The organism is Phyllobacterium sp. CL33Tsu, from assembly GCF_900113985.1.
GTDB classification, from domain to species: Bacteria; Pseudomonadota; Alphaproteobacteria; order Rhizobiales; family Rhizobiaceae; genus Phyllobacterium; species Phyllobacterium pellucidum.
The window spans coordinates 271,537-286,816 of the sequence record NZ_FORJ01000002.1 but is presented as its reverse complement, the minus strand read 5'-3'; the positions used below and the strand labels follow the sequence as shown (position 1 = coordinate 286,816).

The 15,280-nt window shown below is 59.9% G+C and carries 16 protein-coding genes; 8 read left to right on the top strand and 8 right to left on the bottom strand.

Annotated elements, in window-relative coordinates; all coding sequences use genetic code 11:
* Positions 1-30: 30 nt before the first annotated feature.
* On the bottom strand, positions 31-1,140 hold the full coding sequence (locus BM074_RS11015) for a flagellar biosynthetic protein FliO (protein WP_091921952.1): 1,110 nt from the start codon (positions 1,138-1,140) through the stop codon (positions 31-33).
* 323 nt (positions 1,141-1,463) lie between these two features.
* On the opposite strand from BM074_RS11015, the gene BM074_RS11010 reads away from it, so the two are divergent.
* Entirely contained in the window at positions 1,464-4,061 is a 2,598-nt protein-coding gene (locus tag BM074_RS11010) for a cell cycle histidine kinase CckA (RefSeq protein ID WP_091921950.1), read from the top strand.
* 472 nt (positions 4,062-4,533) lie between these two features.
* Here the strand turns inward: BM074_RS11010 and cysK are convergent, their stop codons facing one another.
* Positions 4,534-5,508 carry a cysteine synthase A gene (gene cysK, locus BM074_RS11005; RefSeq protein WP_091921948.1) on the bottom strand — a complete coding sequence of 325 codons (975 nt, stop codon included), beginning with the start codon at positions 5,506-5,508 and terminating at the stop codon, positions 4,534-4,536.
* A 141-nt stretch (positions 5,509-5,649) separates the two neighbouring features.
* Positions 5,650-6,270: a LysE family translocator gene (locus BM074_RS11000; protein ID WP_091922431.1), complete on the bottom strand. Its 621-nt coding sequence runs from the start codon at positions 6,268-6,270 to the stop codon at positions 5,650-5,652.
* Between the two features lie 135 nt (positions 6,271-6,405).
* Between BM074_RS11000 and mbfA the strand changes: the two genes are divergently transcribed.
* Positions 6,406-7,389 carry an iron exporter MbfA gene (mbfA, locus tag BM074_RS10995; protein WP_091921946.1) on the top strand — a complete coding sequence of 328 codons (984 nt, stop codon included), beginning with the start codon at positions 6,406-6,408 and terminating at the stop codon, positions 7,387-7,389.
* Positions 7,390-7,616: 227 nt separating this feature from the next.
* Complete coding sequence (locus tag BM074_RS23010) at positions 7,617-7,757, top strand: hypothetical protein (protein WP_153669021.1); 141 nt, start codon at positions 7,617-7,619, stop codon at positions 7,755-7,757.
* On the opposite strand, the gene BM074_RS10990 is transcribed toward BM074_RS23010, so the two are convergent.
* Positions 7,754-8,101, bottom strand: coding sequence for an antibiotic biosynthesis monooxygenase family protein (locus BM074_RS10990; RefSeq protein ID WP_091921944.1), 348 nt, complete (start codon positions 8,099-8,101; stop codon positions 7,754-7,756). The genes BM074_RS23010 and BM074_RS10990 overlap by 4 nt on opposite strands.
* Positions 8,098-8,430: an NIPSNAP family protein gene (locus BM074_RS10985; RefSeq protein WP_091921943.1), complete on the bottom strand. Its 333-nt coding sequence runs from the start codon at positions 8,428-8,430 to the stop codon at positions 8,098-8,100. The genes BM074_RS10990 and BM074_RS10985 overlap by 4 nt, the downstream gene beginning before the upstream one ends.
* Positions 8,431-8,562: 132 nt before the next feature.
* Here BM074_RS10985 and BM074_RS10980 point away from each other — a divergent pair, with 132 nt between their 5' ends.
* Positions 8,563-9,258 carry an ArsR/SmtB family transcription factor gene (locus tag BM074_RS10980; RefSeq protein WP_027231656.1) on the top strand — a complete coding sequence of 232 codons (696 nt, stop codon included), beginning with the start codon at positions 8,563-8,565 and terminating at the stop codon, positions 9,256-9,258.
* Here BM074_RS10980 and BM074_RS10975 read toward each other — a convergent pair.
* Entirely contained in the window at positions 9,255-9,968 is a 714-nt protein-coding gene (locus BM074_RS10975; RefSeq protein ID WP_091921941.1) for an SDR family oxidoreductase, read from the bottom strand. The two genes, BM074_RS10980 and BM074_RS10975, sit on opposite strands and share 4 nt — an antisense overlap.
* 186 nt (positions 9,969-10,154) lie before the next feature.
* On the opposite strand from BM074_RS10975, the gene BM074_RS10970 reads away from it, so the two are divergent.
* The 3 genes from BM074_RS10970 (at position 10,155) to BM074_RS10960 (ending at position 11,992) form a co-directional block, all read left to right on the top strand.
* On the top strand, positions 10,155-10,391 hold the full coding sequence (locus tag BM074_RS10970; RefSeq protein ID WP_091922430.1) for a hypothetical protein: 237 nt from the start codon (positions 10,155-10,157) through the stop codon (positions 10,389-10,391).
* Between the two features lie 202 nt (positions 10,392-10,593).
* On the top strand, positions 10,594-11,109 hold the full coding sequence (locus BM074_RS10965) for a GNAT family N-acetyltransferase (RefSeq protein WP_244532817.1): 516 nt from the start codon (positions 10,594-10,596) through the stop codon (positions 11,107-11,109).
* 220 nt (positions 11,110-11,329) lie between these two features.
* Entirely contained in the window at positions 11,330-11,992 is a 663-nt protein-coding gene (locus BM074_RS10960; RefSeq protein WP_091921937.1) for a YiaD family glycine zipper/OmpA-like lipoprotein, read from the top strand.
* Here the strand turns inward: BM074_RS10960 and BM074_RS10955 are convergent.
* Both BM074_RS10955 and BM074_RS10950 read right to left on the bottom strand, forming a co-directional pair.
* Positions 11,985-12,902, bottom strand: a complete 918-nt coding sequence (locus tag BM074_RS10955) for a pseudouridine-5'-phosphate glycosidase (RefSeq protein ID WP_091921935.1) — start codon at positions 12,900-12,902, stop codon at positions 11,985-11,987. The genes BM074_RS10960 and BM074_RS10955 overlap by 8 nt on opposite strands.
* A 14-nt stretch (positions 12,903-12,916) precedes the next feature.
* On the bottom strand, positions 12,917-13,867 hold the full coding sequence (locus BM074_RS10950; protein WP_027231650.1) for a carbohydrate kinase family protein: 951 nt from the start codon (positions 13,865-13,867) through the stop codon (positions 12,917-12,919).
* Between the two features lie 317 nt (positions 13,868-14,184).
* Between BM074_RS10950 and recA the strand changes: the two genes are divergently transcribed.
* Positions 14,185-15,276 (top strand): recombinase RecA, encoded by a 1,092-nt coding sequence (gene recA / locus BM074_RS10945; RefSeq protein ID WP_027231649.1) that lies wholly within the window; start codon positions 14,185-14,187, stop codon positions 15,274-15,276.
* Positions 15,277-15,280: the final 4 nt, after the last annotated feature.

Sequence of the window (15,280 nt, the reverse complement as noted above, 5' to 3'; positions counted from 1 at the left end):
GGTTTTCCGGGCCTTTCGTTTTTTTACGGTCTATCGTTTTTCGGGCTTCGAGAGTTCGCCCAGAAGGCGCTCCATCTCGTCCTCGATATTGTCGGCTTTCCTGGGCGCCTCGTCCTTGCCGGGTGCAATGTTGAGCTCGCTTTCAAGATCCGCCTCGAAGGCCTCGGAGAAGTCGATCTCGCCGAGGGTCACGTCGGGCTCCACCGTCTCGGCAGGGACGACGTTTTCGAGCGTCGGTTCCTTATAGGCCGAAGGTGCAGGCGCAGCCGAGGCGGGTTCATTGCGCACGGCAAAGGGAAAAGCTGCGGCGGTGGTCGTGCGCGGTTCCGAAGGGCGCTCGCTTGCGGGTGCGGGCGAAGGCGATTCCATCTTCGGCGCTGGCGGTTGCGGGGCGGATGCCTGCCGCATGACGCGGGGCCAGACACCGTTTTCGGCCGCAGGCTCACTAACGACTGGCGTCTCGACGGCTGGTGCGCCGAAGGAAGGGGCCTCTACGGCCGTCGCAACCGTTGCGACGCGAGCGGCTCCAGCTGCTGCGGGCAGCGGAGGAACGGGAACGGCGGCCGGCGCATGCTTCGGTGGTTCGGCGAGACGCAAATCCCGCTGCGGCGCGACCGGACGCTGTTGGGGCGGTGCCGGGCGCAAGGGGATCTGCGGCGCGGCCTGGGCGGTTTGCGCAGGACGTGACGGGGCGGGTGCCGCGACGGGCGCGACCGGTTCCGGGGCGGCGATCGGAGCAATCGGCTCCGGCTGCGGTTCATCCACCGCCGCTGGGCGCTTAACCTCGGCCGCGGGCGCGGAAACCGGCGGTGCTATTGTTTCGTTGCGCGAGGGCTGCTTTGCGAACTGGCGGATATTCTGCTCGATGACAACGTCGCTCGGGCCGCCGATCAGGATGAGATGTTCCACATCGTCGCGCCGTACGAGCACGAGACGCCGGCGATTGTCGACGGCTGCTGCGTCAGTGACGGAGAGGCGCACCTGCCTGTTGCGGCCGCCGGCGACGAAGGTTCCGCCGGTTGCGCGCCGCAAGATGGCGAAAACGATCAGCAACAGCAGGATCACCAGGAGGAACAGCAGAACAAAACCGACAATGGGGGCGGCTGTGTCACCGACGATAGGGGCGAGCCAAGCGTTCATGACGAACTCTCCTTTAAGGTCTCCGAGCCCAAAACCTGTTCCCCGACATGGGCTTCCACGCAATACTTTGCGTGACACTAGTGCGAGCCAATGCCCGCCGCAACCCTGATGCCGTCAGTCTACCCTGGGATAAATCATTAGCCGGAAGCATTCGCCCGGCGACGATATGGAATCGGCAGTCAGCCAACGAGTAGTGGACGAACGCCCTGCATTTGAAAGATAGGGTTTATAGCGCCGAAAAGATATGATCCAAACGATTCGAAGCGAGACAGCGCAGCCAGGGTTGTGGCGGCGATTGTGAGGTAAAAAGGGGTTTGAGACGCATGTCTCAAGAAACGAACAGCGATCTTTATCCAGAACCGATCATTGCGAATACCAAGTCGAACAAGGCGGGTCTGCGCCTCGTCATCCTCGGTGTGCTGCTCGTCGGCGTTTCGATCCTCTACTTCATTTACCGGGACCAGTTGGGGCAACAGTTCCTTCTTGGACTGCTCGGCACGCTGGCCATGACCGGCGTATTCTATCTTTTCGGCTCGGCGATCAACGTCATCCAGTTTACCCCGCGTGGCACGAGCGACGAGCTGACACGCGCCTTTGTCGATACGCTGCCCGAAGGCACCGTCGTTTGCGACCAGAAGGGGCGCATCGTCTACGCAAACCGCGCCTATGCGCAATTGACGGGTGTCACCAACTCCAATGATGTTCGCCCCATCGAGCATATTCTTTCCGGTGAAGCTGCCGCCTCAGATCCCATCTACCGTCTCGCCAATGCCGTGCGCGACGGGATTTCCGGGCAGGAAGAACTCAGGCTGTCGCGTCCGCTCGATCCGTCGCGCGAACCGGTCCCGACCTGGTACCGCATCAAGGCGCGCCCCGTCGCCGGCATTCCTGACCAGACCGCTCCGGTCTATGCCTGGCAGATCGCCGATATTTCGGCCGAGCGCGCCGAGCAGGAACGCTATTTCCAGGACATTCAGGAAGCGATCGACCATCTCGATCATGCGCCTGCCGGTTTCTTCTCGGCCGATCCTGACGGGCGCATCATCTACATCAACGCGACGCTCGCCGAATGGCTCGGCGTCGATCTGACGCGGTTCACACCGGGATCGATGATGGTTCGCGAGATCGTCGCCGGCAATGGCATGGCGCTGATCAATGCGGTCAAGACCGAGCCCGGCACCAGCCGCAATACAGTGATCGACCTAGACCTTGCCAAGGCCAACGGCCAGAGTCTCGCCGTGCGTTTTTACCATCGCGTGCAGGTGCAGCGCGACGGAAGGCGGGGCCCGAGCCGCACAATCGTTCTCAATCGCGCCGAGGGCGAGGACAACTCGGCCGCGTTGCGCGCAGCGGAAGTGAGGTTCACGCGCTTCTTCAATTCCGCCTCGATGGCAATTGCCGCCGTCGATGCCACAGGCAAGATCCTGCGTACCAATGCGCGGTTCCTCGGTCTTTTCGCGCCCATCGTCGACCGTGACGACATCGACCGGCGCATCCCGCTGGAAACTGTGGTGCACGAGCGCGACCGCGAAGCCTTTGACCGGGCACTTGCGGCTGCATTTGCCGGTCAGGCCGAGATTTCGCCTGTCGATACGGTCGTTCCAGGCAATGAGGAACGCCATTTGCGTTTCTACATCAGCCCGGTGTTCGATGCGGGATCGGAGGACGGCGCCGAGGAAGCCGCTATCGTTTCGGTGGTGGAGACGACGGAACAAAAGGCACTCGAGGCCACGATGGCCCAGAGCCAGAAAATGCAGGCCGTGGGCCAGTTGGCAGGCGGCATCGCCCACGATTTCAACAATGTGCTGACCGCCATCATCATGTCGTCGGACCTGCTCCTGTCCAATCACCGCGCGTCCGATCCGTCCTTCGCCGACATCATGAACATCAAGCAGAATGCCAACCGTGCCGCATCGCTGGTGCGCCAGCTTCTCGCTTTCTCGCGCCGTCAGACCCTGCGGCCGGAGGTTCTCAACCTTACCGACGTGATTGCCGATGTGCGCATGCTGCTGACGCGGCTTGCCGGCACGCAAGTAAACCTCAAGATCGAGCATGGCCGCGACCTTTGGCCGGTAAGGGCCGATCTCGGCCAGTTCGAGCAGGTGGTCGTCAACCTGACGGTCAATGCACGCGATGCGATGCCGGATGGCGGCGACCTCATCATCCGCACCCGCAATGTCGGCGAGGCCGAATCTACCGAGCTCAATTACCGTGATCTCATTCCTGGGGACTACGTGCTGGTCGAGGTTGCCGACAGCGGCACCGGCATGCCGCCGGAGGTGATCGCCAAGATCTTCGAGCCGTTTTTCACGACAAAAGAGGTGGGCAAGGGGACGGGCCTCGGCCTTTCCATGGTCTACGGCATCATCAAGCAGACCGGCGGTTCGATCCACTGCGAATCCGAACCCGGCAAGGGCACGATCTTCCGCATATTCCTGCCGCGCTATGTGGAGGAGAAGCAGGCGGCGACCGTCAATGCCGATGGCGAGGTGATCGCCGCCGAAGCGCCGAAGCGCGAGAAGAAGGCGGAGAAGGCGACCGACCTTTCAGGCTCTGCCACGGTTCTCCTCGTCGAGGACGAGGATGCGGTGCGCATGGGCGGGCTGCGTGCGCTGCAGTCGCGCGGCTATACGGTGCACGAGGCTTCCAGCGGCGTCGAGGCGCTGGAGGTAATGAAGGAACTGGGCGGCAAGGTCGATATTATCGTGTCGGACGTGGTGATGCCGGAAATGGACGGGCCGACGCTGCTGCGCGAGTTGCGCAAGGAATATGGCGACATAAAATTCATCTTCGTCTCGGGATATGCCGAGGACGCCTTTGCCCGCAATCTGCCCGAGGACGCAAAGTTTGGATTCCTGCCGAAGCCGTTCTCATTGAAACAGCTCGCGACGGCCGTCAAGGAGATGCTGGAGGGCGAGTAGGGAAGTAGGGAAGTAGGGAAGTAGGGAAGTAGGGAAGTAGGGAAGTAGGGAAGTAGGGAAGTAGGGCCCCCCTTCCTGGTCAGTCGACAGCGGGGCTTAAACCACGCACCAACGTTATTCTGCCCGCCTTATTCTCGCATCATTACCGACATCCTGGGGTCACCACCGCCATCCTCCCATTACTACGTCATCCTCCGGCCACTACGGCCAGCCGCCTACGGCCATAATTCGCCCACCGCCTGCGTGATCCTTGCCTACAGCTTTTATAGTCGCGTGACGATCCGACCTCACGCCACCAATGTCGGGCAATTACGCATCCTTCCCACCCCTGCCATCATCCTCGCAGCACTGCCGTTATCGTCGACCTACCACCACCGTCATCCTCGGGCCCTTGTCTTGAGGACCCACCTTCCGGCCGGATAATGGATCCTCGGGACGAGCCAAAGTACACAGTCGCGCGGATGCGCGAATCCTAGCTATCGAGCCCGTCGAACAGTGCCGTCGAAAGATAACGTTCGGCGAAGGACGGGATTATCACAACGATGTTCTTGCCCGCATTTTCCGGGCGTTTGCCAATCTCGATCGCTGCCGTCAGCGCGGCGCCGGAGGAGATACCGACCGGAACGCCCTCAAGCCGGGCCACGAGACGCGCATTGGCAAAGGAATCCTCGTTCGAGACCTGGATCACCTCGTCGTAGATATGCGTATCAAGCACGGCGGGGGCGAACCCAGCGCCGATGCCCTGGATCTTGTGCGGACCGGGATTGCCGCCGGAAAGCACCGGCGAATCCTTTGGCTCCACCGCAACGATCCGAACTTCCGGCCTGCGCTGCTTCAGCACCTGGCCGACGCCCGTGATCGTGCCGCCCGTGCCGATGCCGGCGACGAAGATATCGACCTTGCCCTCGGTATCGTTCCAGATTTCTTCGGCGGTGGTGCGACGATGGATTTCAGGGTTGGCCGGATTGTCGAACTGCCCCGGAATAATCGCATCGGGCGTCGTTTCGACGAGCTCATTGGCCTTGGCAATCGCGCCCTTCATCCCCTTGGCACCTTCGGTAAGCACAAGCTCGGCGCCAAGCAGCTTCAACATCTTGCGCCGCTCCACCGACATGGTTTCCGGCATGGTCAGGATCAGGCGGTACCCCTTCGCGGCGGCGGCAAAGGCAAGCGCAATGCCGGTATTGCCGGATGTAGGCTCGACGAATGTCGTCTTGCCCGGCGTCGCTTTGCCTTGCGCCTCAAGCGCTTCAATGAGCGCGACGCCGATACGATCCTTGACGCTGGCGATGGGGTTGAAGAATTCGAGCTTGGCGAGAAGATTGGCGCCCACGCCCTTTTCCTTGGCGAGCTTGTCGAGCCGGATGATGGGTGTATCGCCAATCGTATCCACGATCGAATTGTAGATGCGGCCACGGCCCGGCTTGCGCGCGTCATTGTTGCTCATTGATGAACTCCCATCCTGGATTGCGTCGTTGGGCCGATCTTATGGGGCAGCGGCGGAATTTCCTAGTCGAAGCCGTTCGGTCGACGCATCCTCATTGGAAAATCCTGCCATTATCGCGCGAAAACTGGAAAATCATTCCAGTCAGGAAGCGCGCCCGGCGATCGCAAGCGCTGCTCCGGCCATGAAGGCGGCGGCAGTCCGGTTTAGCCGCTTCAACGCACGGGGCGATGCAAGGAGGCCGCGCGCCCTTGCTGCAAGGGCGAGGTAAGGAATCAGCACGACCAGCAACACCAGGACGGTAATCGTCGCCAATATCGAATAATCGGCGAGGGTGACAGCGTGAAGATCAACCAGCGTCGGCGTCAGGGCGATATAGAACAGCATCGTCTTTGGATTGCCGAGCGTGACGGTAAGTCCCGAAAGAACGCTTGCAGCCGGCCCGCCGCGGCTTTTCTTCGCCTCGATCTTTTCTGCGGAAATACCTGCGGACCAGAGACCCCAAGCAAGATAGGCGAGGTAGGCAACGCCGGCCCATTTGATGATGAGGAAGACTGTTCCAAAAGTCTGCGCCACCACGGCGAGGCCTAGGACGACTGCGGTAAGGTAGGTGAGGTCGCCGATAATGAGCCCGATCGACATGAACAGCGCGGAGCGAAAGCCGGAACCGAGCGCCCGTGCGATCAGTGCGGTGAGGCCCGGGCCGGGTATGGCCGCGGCGATGGCAAGAGCGCCCGAATAGGCGACAAAACCGGCAAACGTCATGTTAAGTTCCTGGGTGATTGCGACCGAACGGACCATATCCGTGTGGTTTCTTTCTGTCCATTGAAAGGCCCGCGCGGACTTGAACAATGATGCTGGAAACTATAGTTTAGAATTATTCTAAATTAGGATGTTGTCATGCTCAGCCGGTTCTTCTCCCATCGCCGCCATTCGCTCGAATCGCTCACCGAACAGGAGATTCTTGCGCTTGCCATTTCGTCAGAAGAGGACGATGCGCGAATTTACCTCGCCTATGCGGATGGGTTGCGCGAGAATTTTCCCGACAGCGCCAAAGTGTTTGAAGACATGGCCGAGGAAGAAAACCGTCACCGGCAAGTGCTGATCGAGCTGCATCAGGAGCGCTTCGGCAACCAGATCCCGCTCATTCGCCGGGAGCATGTGCGCGGTTATATCGAGCGCCGGCCCGATTGGCTGATGCGTCCGCTTGGCATCGACAAGGTGCGCGAGATGGCCGAGAAAATGGAGGAGCAAGCCTACAGATTTTATACCGCGGCGATCAAACTTGTCAGCGATGCCTCGACCCGCAAGCTGCTTGGCGATCTTGCCATTGCGGAAAAGGCCCATGAATCGCTGGCGCACCGGCTTGGTCTGAGACATACGCCCGACGCGGTTCAGGACGCGGAAAAGCAAACGGAGCGCCGCCAGTTCATACTGACCTATATCCAGCCCGGGCTTGCCGGTCTGATGGATGGTTCCGTTTCAACCCTGGCGCCGATCTTCGCGGCGGCCTTTGCCACGCAGGACACCTGGCAGACCTTTCTGGTCGGTCTCTCGGCCTCACTTGGCGCCGGCATTTCCATGGGGTTCACCGAGGCCGCCCATGATGACGGCAAGCTCTCCGGTCGCGGATCGCCGCTGAAACGCGGCCTTGCCAATGGGTTGATGACGGCGATCGGCGGTCTCGGTCATGCCTTGCCTTACCTGATCCCCGATTTCTGGACAGCCACCACTGTCGCTGCCCTTGTCGTCTTCGTTGAGCTTTGGGCCATTGCCTATATCCAGCATCGCTTCATGGAGACGCCCTTCTTCCGCGCGGCGATCCAGGTAGTCCTTGGAGGCAGCCTTGTGCTCGCGACGGGTATCTTGATCGGCAATGCGTGATCGAACGTAGGGACAAGCCCGAAGCGGTCGCAATGCTTTAAAAGGGGCATTCTCGCGGCAATATCCGTTGCAAAAACGTCTTTTTGCCCAAGTGGTTAAGGCTAATAATTGATGAATTTATCGGTCTTTAACCAATGGCATTCAGGAGCTGTTCATATTTATGAGTTAAATTTTAGCTAATTGATCGCTACCGGTTCGCCCGGCAGCCAAAATGCAAGAGACCAGACATGATGACCATGATTATCCAGCTGCGCGATACGCTTCGCGTCGTCCGCGAGTTCATTGTGCCGAGCTACCGGCCCGAACGCCACTATATGCGTGGTCCAGGACCGGCATGCGCCGAGCGCAATCACGGACAACGGGCCTAGGCATGATGGTAAGCCCGCGCATCAGACGGAGCCTCATCACGGGCTCTGAGGCCGTAGTCACGCACAACGGACGCAATCCGCAGCCGATAGTCGGCAAAGATCCCACCACGGCCGTCGCGTTGGGCAAGGCGATGTTCCTCGGTCTGGCGCCAAGCCGCCACTGACGCTTCGTCGCGCCAGAAGGAAAGGGAAAGGTAGCGGTTCGCGTTGGCAAGGCTGCGAAAACGTTCCACAGAGATGAACCCGTCCATCGTCTCCAGCAGCGGACGCAGATCCGCTGCCCGATCAAAATAATCCCCGGAGCGGCCCTCTGCCGGTTCGACCTCGAAAATCACTGCAATCATCGGATCAGTTCCTTCCCGTTCAATCCGGAAACGTGAGTGAGAAACGTGCGATCCTCGCGGCGGATGAATTTCCTCTCCATTGAGAACGCATAGTTCGCACGGCCGACCGGATCGTCCCGCAGCTTGGCACGGTAGGCCTCGTAGGCTGCGAGGCTTTCAATATTGTAGATACCGTAGGCCAGGGTAGCAGAACCTTCATGCGGGGCGAAATAACCGATCAGGTCGGCGCCGCAGCGCGGGATCGCCTCATTCCAGTTGCGGGCATATTCTTCGAATGCACCCCTTTGATAGGGATCGATTTCGTATTTGATAATGCAGGTGATCGCCATTTCTCTCGCTCCATCGCGTTTCTAACCGGCCATCAACATAGGCCGCGAAGGCGGCTTGATACTTCGGCCGTTTTCGAAGCATTGTCGTCAGGGGCAAAGCAAATTAGGGCAAGATGGCGTGAGGAAGATGCGATGTCGAACAACGCGAAATTTGCCGAAATTGCAGCGCTGGCGGGAGATCCCGGGCGCGCAAGCATGCTGAACGGCTTGATGGACGGACGCGCGCTGACGGCATCGGAACTCGCGCAACTCGCCGGGATCACCGCGCAGACCGCGAGCAGCCACCTGACACGCATGACCGACGCCGGATTGCTGGCGGTGGAAAAGCAGGGACGGCATCGCTACCACCGCCTGGCATCGCCCGCCGTGGCGCAGATGATCGAGAGCATCATGCGCATTGCGGCGCCGGGCGTCGCTGCCAAGCCCGTTCGAACAGGGCCGCGCGACGCAGCCTTGCGGGCAGGGCGAACGTGTTACGATCATCTGGCCGGCCATCTCGGCGTCGCAATCACCGACGCGCTGGTTGACGCGGGTCACCTCGAGCTCGGCCTCGACGCCGGCGAGGTGACGGAGAGCGGGCGCGCGCTGCTTGACCGCGCCGGTATCGACATTGCGGCCTTGACCGCAGCCCGTGGCCGTATTCTCTGCCGGCCCTGCCTCGACTGGAGCGAAAGACGCCCGCATCTAGCCGGGGCCATCGGCGCGGCTCTCTGCAGCCATTGCTTCGAACGCGGCTGGATCAGGCGCGTGGACGGGACGCGGGCCGTAACCGTCACGCCGAACGGGCAAAGGCAGCTGCGTGAGACGTTCGGCGTCAGCCTTTCCTAGATGTGACGCGTCATCCCGCCATCGACACGGATATTCTGCCCGGTGATATAGCCTGCATCGTCCGATAGCAGGAAAGCGGCCGTCTTGGCGATTTCGTTCATCGTGCCGACGCGCTTCATCGGGACCTTTTCGGCAGTCTCCGGCTTGTGGTCCAGACTGTCGATGAAGCCCGGGAGCAACGCGTTCATACGGATATTATCGGCCGCATAACGGTCCGAATAAAGCTTGGTATAGGCGCCTACCGCGGCGCGATAGGCGCAGGAAACCGGAAAGACCAGGCTCGGCTCGAAGGCCGCGAAAGTCGTGATGTTCACGAAGGCCCCCTTGCCTTGCTTGAGCATGTAGGGCGTCACCAGCCGCGCCATGCGCACGACGCTCATCACCATCAGGTCGTTGCCAATCGCCCATTTATCGTCGGTGATGTCGAGAAGATCGCCCTTCGGCGGATGTCCCGTGTGATTGACCACGGCATCGACACGGCCGTATGCCTCCACGGTTTGTGCGACCAGCGCCTCGAGATCGCTGGCTTCGCCAGCGGACCCTTTCAGACCGATCGCGCCAAGTTCGCCTGCAAGCTCGACGGCGCTGCCTGAGGGCGACATCAGGCCGAGGCGGTAGCCGCGGCCATGCAATTCGCGCGCGATGGCGGCGCCCATGCCGCGTCCTCCGCCGGTAATGATTGCAACAGGAGCTTCTTGTGATTGCGTCATGGTTCTCGCCCTTCTTCTCGAATGGCGGGGAGCATCATTGATTGTCCTGATGGACGCAAATGAATTCAGGATGCAAAGGCTGTCAAATTTTTTGAAGAACGTTGAGAAAATGAGTCAAAAGTCGAATTGAAACCTCTGATGTTGTTATGCGAATTTTTGGCAGTTCCAATGGGAAAAGACATGACGATGGCGATAGCATTTGATACGCTTGGATATTCAAAACGATTGCGTGCCGGTGGTATCGACCAGCAGCACGCAGAGACCCATGCCGAAGCAGCGAGGGATTACATCATGTCAGAACTCGTTACAAAGGCCGATCTCGCAGCGGCCGTCAACGCGATTAATCTGACGTTGACTTTGCGCCTCGGTGCAATGCTCGCCGTCGGCTTTGGCATACTCGCAACACTGATGAAGCTCATCTGACAAGCTTTCATTGAATTCGCCCGCTCAGTACGTTTTAATCGCCGCAATGACACTTCGTTCGACCACCATGATGCCGCGCGGAATCCCCGTCGGGGATGGTGGGATCCTGTTGCGCTGAATCGACCGCGATAAATCCACCAAACCCTGCCACCGAGATGAGCAGGGTTGGAACTCCGCTCTCTCAAACAAGATGGAGAGCTTCATGAGTGAACCCAAACCACAATCTGCTCCAGAATTCCTGATCCGCGCCACGCGGGCGGAAGATGTCGAGCAGATCACCGCGCTTTCGAATTTGCCCCACTACCGCGCCGGGACATTGCGCCTGCCTTATCAAAGCGTCGAGCAGACGCGATCGTGGCTCGCCGGCCATGGCACCGCAACGCTTAGCATCGTTGCCGAAATCAACAGCCAGATCGTCGGACTTGCGGGGCTCACGCGATTCCAGGGCAGACGCCAACATGCGGCGGGCCTTGGCATAGGTGTCCACGATGAGTTTACCGGCAGGGGCATCGGCAGGGCGCTCGTCGGTGCCTTGCTCGACGCGGCTGATAATTGGCTGGATATCAAGCGCGTTGAGCTGACGGTTTTCACCGACAATGAGGTTGCCATTCACCTCTATGAGACGTTCGGCTTTGAACGCGAGGGGCTACTCAAAGCCTATGCCTTCAAGGAAGGTCGGTATGCCGATTGTCTCGCGATGGCACGGATCAGAGCGTAGCCGTGATATCGGTGAACTGGTGGATGGCGACGCCACGGCTTTAAGCCCCACGCGCCGTCATACCGTGCCTTCACAAAATCAGTTCGACCTTAGTCTAACGGCCGCAAGCCAAGTCGCGAGGATGGCTGTATAGGTGCGTCCAGCACGCATTTTTGGCCTCCCATATTTTGCCCGAATCGCTTGTATAGTCCGCGCCACATCCAAACGGGGACTTGATTCGATGATGAAGAAATTTGCCATCAGCTGCCTGGCAGCGACCTTTCTGGCGGGCTGCACGACGACGGACCCCTATACGGGTGACCAGAAGATGTCGAACACCGCCGGCGGCGCCTTGATCGGGACGGCAGCAGGTGCGCTCGCTGGTTTTGCCATTGGCGGCGGCAGCGGCAAGTCGGGTCGCAATGGCGCGCTGATCGGTGCAGGCATCGGTGCGCTCAGTGGCGGCGCGATCGGCAACTACATGGACCGCCAGGAAGCGGAGTTGCGCGCGCAGCTTCAAGGGACCGGCGTCTCGGTGACCCGAAATGGCGACCGGATCATTCTGAACATGCCGTCAAACATTACCTTTAACACCGACCAAGATCAGGTGAAGCCGGAGTTCTACGCGACGCTCAGTTCCGTCGCTGTGGTCCTGCGTAAATTCAACCAGACCATCGTCGATGTCGCCGGCCATACGGATTCAACCGGCAGCCTGCAGCACAACGAGCTTCTGTCCGAGCGCCGGGCTCTTTCCGTATCCAACTACCTGACCCAGCAGGGCATCGACAACCGCCGCTTCGACGTACGCGGCTTCGGCCCCTCGCAGCCGGTGGCAACCAACGCGACCGAAGCCGGGCGCGCCCAGAACCGCCGCGTCGAAATCCAGATCGCGCCGCTTACCTGATAGCGAGCGCCACGGCGATCTTCGCTGCAAGGCGCGCATTGTTCTCGACGAGAGCGATGTTCGCCTTGAGGCTCTCGCCCTTGGTGATGTCGAGAATTTCGGAGAGCAGATATGGCGTCACGGCCTTGCCGGTGACGCCATTTTTCGTGGCGCGAACGATCGCCTCGCCGATATAGCCTGCCATTCTCTCCGCCGGAATTTCGTCCGCCGCCGGAATGGGATTGGCGATCAGCATGCCGCCGTTGACGCCGATGGCTTCGCGCGCCCGTTGAAACCCGGCGATTGCCTCGGCTGAGTCGAGCCGCAGCGGCGCCTTGATCGGCGATTGGCGCGACCAGAAGGCGGGAAGCACATCGGCGCCATGGACGACGACCGGAACGCCCTTGGTTTCAAGCACTTCCAGCGTCTTTTCGATATCGAGAATGGCCTTGGCCCCGGCCGATACGACGATGACCGAGGTTCGACCGAGCTCTTCAAGGTCAGCCGATATATCGAAACTCAGTTCTGCGCCCTTATGCACGCCGCCGATGCCGCCCGTGGCAAAAACCTTGATGCCTGCAAGGTGCGCGGCAAGCATGGTGGCTGCAACCGTCGTGCCGCCAGTGCAACCTTCGGCAAGTGCAAAGGCAAGGTCGGCGCGCGACAGCTTCATGGCGCCTTTCACCTGCGCGAGCGCTTCACGTTCATTGGCGGAGAGCCCGATCTTGAGCCGGCCGTCGACAATGGCAATCGTCGCTGGAACAGCGCCTTCTTCCGCAATGATGGCCTCGACATCCGCGGCCATGCGGCTGTTGTCGGGATAGGGCATGCCATGAGTGATGATTGTGCTTTCCAGCGCGACAACCGGCTTGCCCGCATCAAGTGCCTGCTTGACCTCGGGGGCAATATCGGTAAAGGGATTGAGGGTCATGTCGGCTCCTTTGATCAACGCAGCAGGGTCGCATCGGGTATCAAGGAAAGCGCTGCGTCGAATTCCTCGGGGGTAAAGATCGGGCTGGCGGAATGTGTCTTCAATGTCAGCATCGACGCGGTCATACCTTGACGGACTGCCTCGTGAAACGCGACACCTTGCATCAGCCCGGCAATCGTTCCGCCGGCAAGCGCGTCACCTGCGCCGGTCACATCAGCAATCCCGTCGACGCCAGGCGGTTCGAGTGTATAGGCTAGATCGTTATGGTAGGCGAGGGTGGGACCGGCGCCATTGCTGATGACGGCGACTTGAAGGCCCGCCGCGCGCAACGCTGCGCAGATTTCCTTTAGCTCCGCCGATTGGCCAAGGCCTGTCAGGGCCAATGCTTCACGGCGGTTCATGAAAAGGCAGTTGAGATTGCCAAGGATCGTGCGCAGGCGCACCGCCTTTGCCGGGGATATCGCCAGGGCATAGATCGGCCGATGTTCCGCAAGGCCCGCAAGCCTTTCCAGCGCATCGGCCGGAAGGTTGGCATCACAAAATATGGCGTCGGCCGCTGCCACGGCATCGCGCACCTTCCGCCGGCGCAGTTGCCGGGGGAGCGCGACTTCATAAAGCGCCATGTCGGCGATTGCGGCGACGACATCGCCATGTTCGTCGAGGATTGCCGTATAGCTCGGCGTCGCCCGATCCATGAAGACGACGGAGCTATCGATGATGCCGGCTGACTCGATCGCTGCGCTAATCGTCTCGCCGATACGGTCGCCGCCGCGTATGGACAGGAGTTCAGCTGCGATGCCGCGCTGCATCGCCAGCCTTAACGCATTGAAGACACCGCCGCCCGGCTCTTCGCGCATGATACCGGGGTTTGAAGCGCCGGGCACAAACGGTACGGTGCTTTGGCCGCGCCGGTCGAGATGGGCGCCGCCAACAGCAAAGAGCAGCGGTTTGTTGCCTGACGTCATGGGTGATTGCTTGTCCGATTTAAAACCACGGATTGAAGGGCTGGCGTTGCGCTACTTCTCTAAAGTGTCAGTCGGACAGGCGCAATAATCCGGCCGATTCGATTTTCGCAACTTCGGTTTGTCCGGCAACGCCTGGAAACAGCGGAAAGCTTGCCTGACAGCATGTCGCGCCCCTACAAGAACATTTTACGAACATTTTAAAGTTACGCATTTATTTCAATCACTTATGTCTATTGCAAAATGAGAACAAAACAGATACAAATAAGTTCATCAGAAGCGACATCCGGACTTCATGCACAACACAGGGGTAGTGTAACATGGCTCAAAATTCATTGCGGTTGGTTGAGGGTAATTCGGTGGATAAAACGAAAGCGCTGGATGCGGCATTGTCCCAGATCGAGAGGGCCTTTGGAAAGGGCTCGATCATGCGGCTTGGCCGCAACGAGCAGGTTGTGGAGATCGAAACGGTTCCGACCGGCTCGCTGTCGCTCGATATTGCCCTTGGCGTCGGCGGATTGCCGAAAGGCCGCATCGTCGAAATTTACGGGCCTGAAAGCTCAGGCAAGACCACGCTTGCCCTGCATACGATCGCCGAAGCCCAGAAGAAGGGCGGCATTTGCGCCTTTGTCGACGCCGAGCACGCGCTCGACCCCGTATATGCCCGCAAGCTTGGCGTTGATCTTGAGAACCTTCTGATCTCGCAGCCGGATACGGGCGAGCAGGCGCTTGAAATTACCGATACGCTGGTGCGATCCGGCGCCATCGACGTTCTCGTCGTCGATTCCGTTGCGGCGCTGACGCCGCGGGCGGAAATCGAGGGCGAGATGGGCGATTCCCTGCCGGGTCTGCAGGCCCGTCTGATGAGCCAGGCGCTGCGCAAGCTTACCGCATCGATTTCCCGTTCCAATTGCATGGTCATCTTCATCAACCAGATCCGCATGAAAATCGGTGTGATGTTTGGTTCGCCAGAAACGACGACGGGCGGCAATGCGCTGAAGTTCTATGCATCTGTTCGCCTCGATATCCGCCGCATCGGATCGCTGAAAGAGCGCGACGAGGTCGTTGGCAATCAAACCCGCGTCAAGGTCGTCAAGAACAAGCTGGCGCCGCCCTTCAAGCAGGTCGAGTTCGACATCATGTATGGCGAGGGCGTCTCCAAGACGGGCGAGTTGGTCGATCTTGGCGTCAAGGCCGGCATTGTCGAAAAATCTGGTTCATGGTTCTCCTATAATTCGCAGCGCCTCGGCCAGGGCCGCGACAACGCGAAACTGTTCCTGAAGGAGAATCCGGAAATAGCCAATGAGATCGAACTGGCGTTGCGTCAGAATGCCGGTCTCATTGCCGAGCAGATGCTCGACAAGAATGTTGGGGAAGTAGAGGATGACGAACCCGACGCCGCCGAAGGCTGAGCCG

Bases quoted from the DNA above. Each gene is read 5' to 3' on its own strand.
- recA (WP_027231649.1), top strand. From the start codon at position 14,185: ATGGCTCAAAATTCATTGCGGTTGGTTGAGGGTAATTCGGTGGATAAA.
- BM074_RS10975 (WP_091921941.1), bottom strand. From the start codon at position 9,968: ATGACGCAATCACAAGAAGCTCCTGTTGCAATCATTACCGGCGGAGGA.
- BM074_RS10990 (WP_091921944.1), bottom strand. From the start codon at position 8,101: ATGATTGCAGTGATTTTCGAGGTCGAACCGGCAGAGGGCCGCTCCGGG.
- BM074_RS10970 (WP_091922430.1), top strand. From the start codon at position 10,155: ATGGCGATAGCATTTGATACGCTTGGATATTCAAAACGATTGCGTGCC.
- cysK (WP_091921948.1), bottom strand. From the start codon at position 5,508: ATGAGCAACAATGACGCGCGCAAGCCGGGCCGTGGCCGCATCTACAAT.
- BM074_RS10955 (WP_091921935.1), bottom strand. From the start codon at position 12,902: ATGACCCTCAATCCCTTTACCGATATTGCCCCCGAGGTCAAGCAGGCA.
- BM074_RS10965 (WP_244532817.1), top strand. From the start codon at position 10,594: ATGAGTGAACCCAAACCACAATCTGCTCCAGAATTCCTGATCCGCGCC.
- BM074_RS10985 (WP_091921943.1), bottom strand. From the start codon at position 8,430: ATGGCGATCACCTGCATTATCAAATACGAAATCGATCCCTATCAAAGG.
- BM074_RS10950 (WP_027231650.1), bottom strand. From the start codon at position 13,867: ATGACGTCAGGCAACAAACCGCTGCTCTTTGCTGTTGGCGGCGCCCAT.
- BM074_RS10960 (WP_091921937.1), top strand. From the start codon at position 11,330: ATGATGAAGAAATTTGCCATCAGCTGCCTGGCAGCGACCTTTCTGGCG.
- BM074_RS10980 (WP_027231656.1), top strand. From the start codon at position 8,563: ATGTCGAACAACGCGAAATTTGCCGAAATTGCAGCGCTGGCGGGAGAT.
- BM074_RS11000 (WP_091922431.1), bottom strand. From the start codon at position 6,270: ATGACGTTTGCCGGTTTTGTCGCCTATTCGGGCGCTCTTGCCATCGCC.
- BM074_RS23010 (WP_153669021.1), top strand. From the start codon at position 7,617: ATGATGACCATGATTATCCAGCTGCGCGATACGCTTCGCGTCGTCCGC.
- BM074_RS11015 (WP_091921952.1), bottom strand. From the start codon at position 1,140: ATGAACGCTTGGCTCGCCCCTATCGTCGGTGACACAGCCGCCCCCATT.
- BM074_RS11010 (WP_091921950.1), top strand. From the start codon at position 1,464: ATGTCTCAAGAAACGAACAGCGATCTTTATCCAGAACCGATCATTGCG.
- mbfA (WP_091921946.1), top strand. From the start codon at position 6,406: ATGCTCAGCCGGTTCTTCTCCCATCGCCGCCATTCGCTCGAATCGCTC.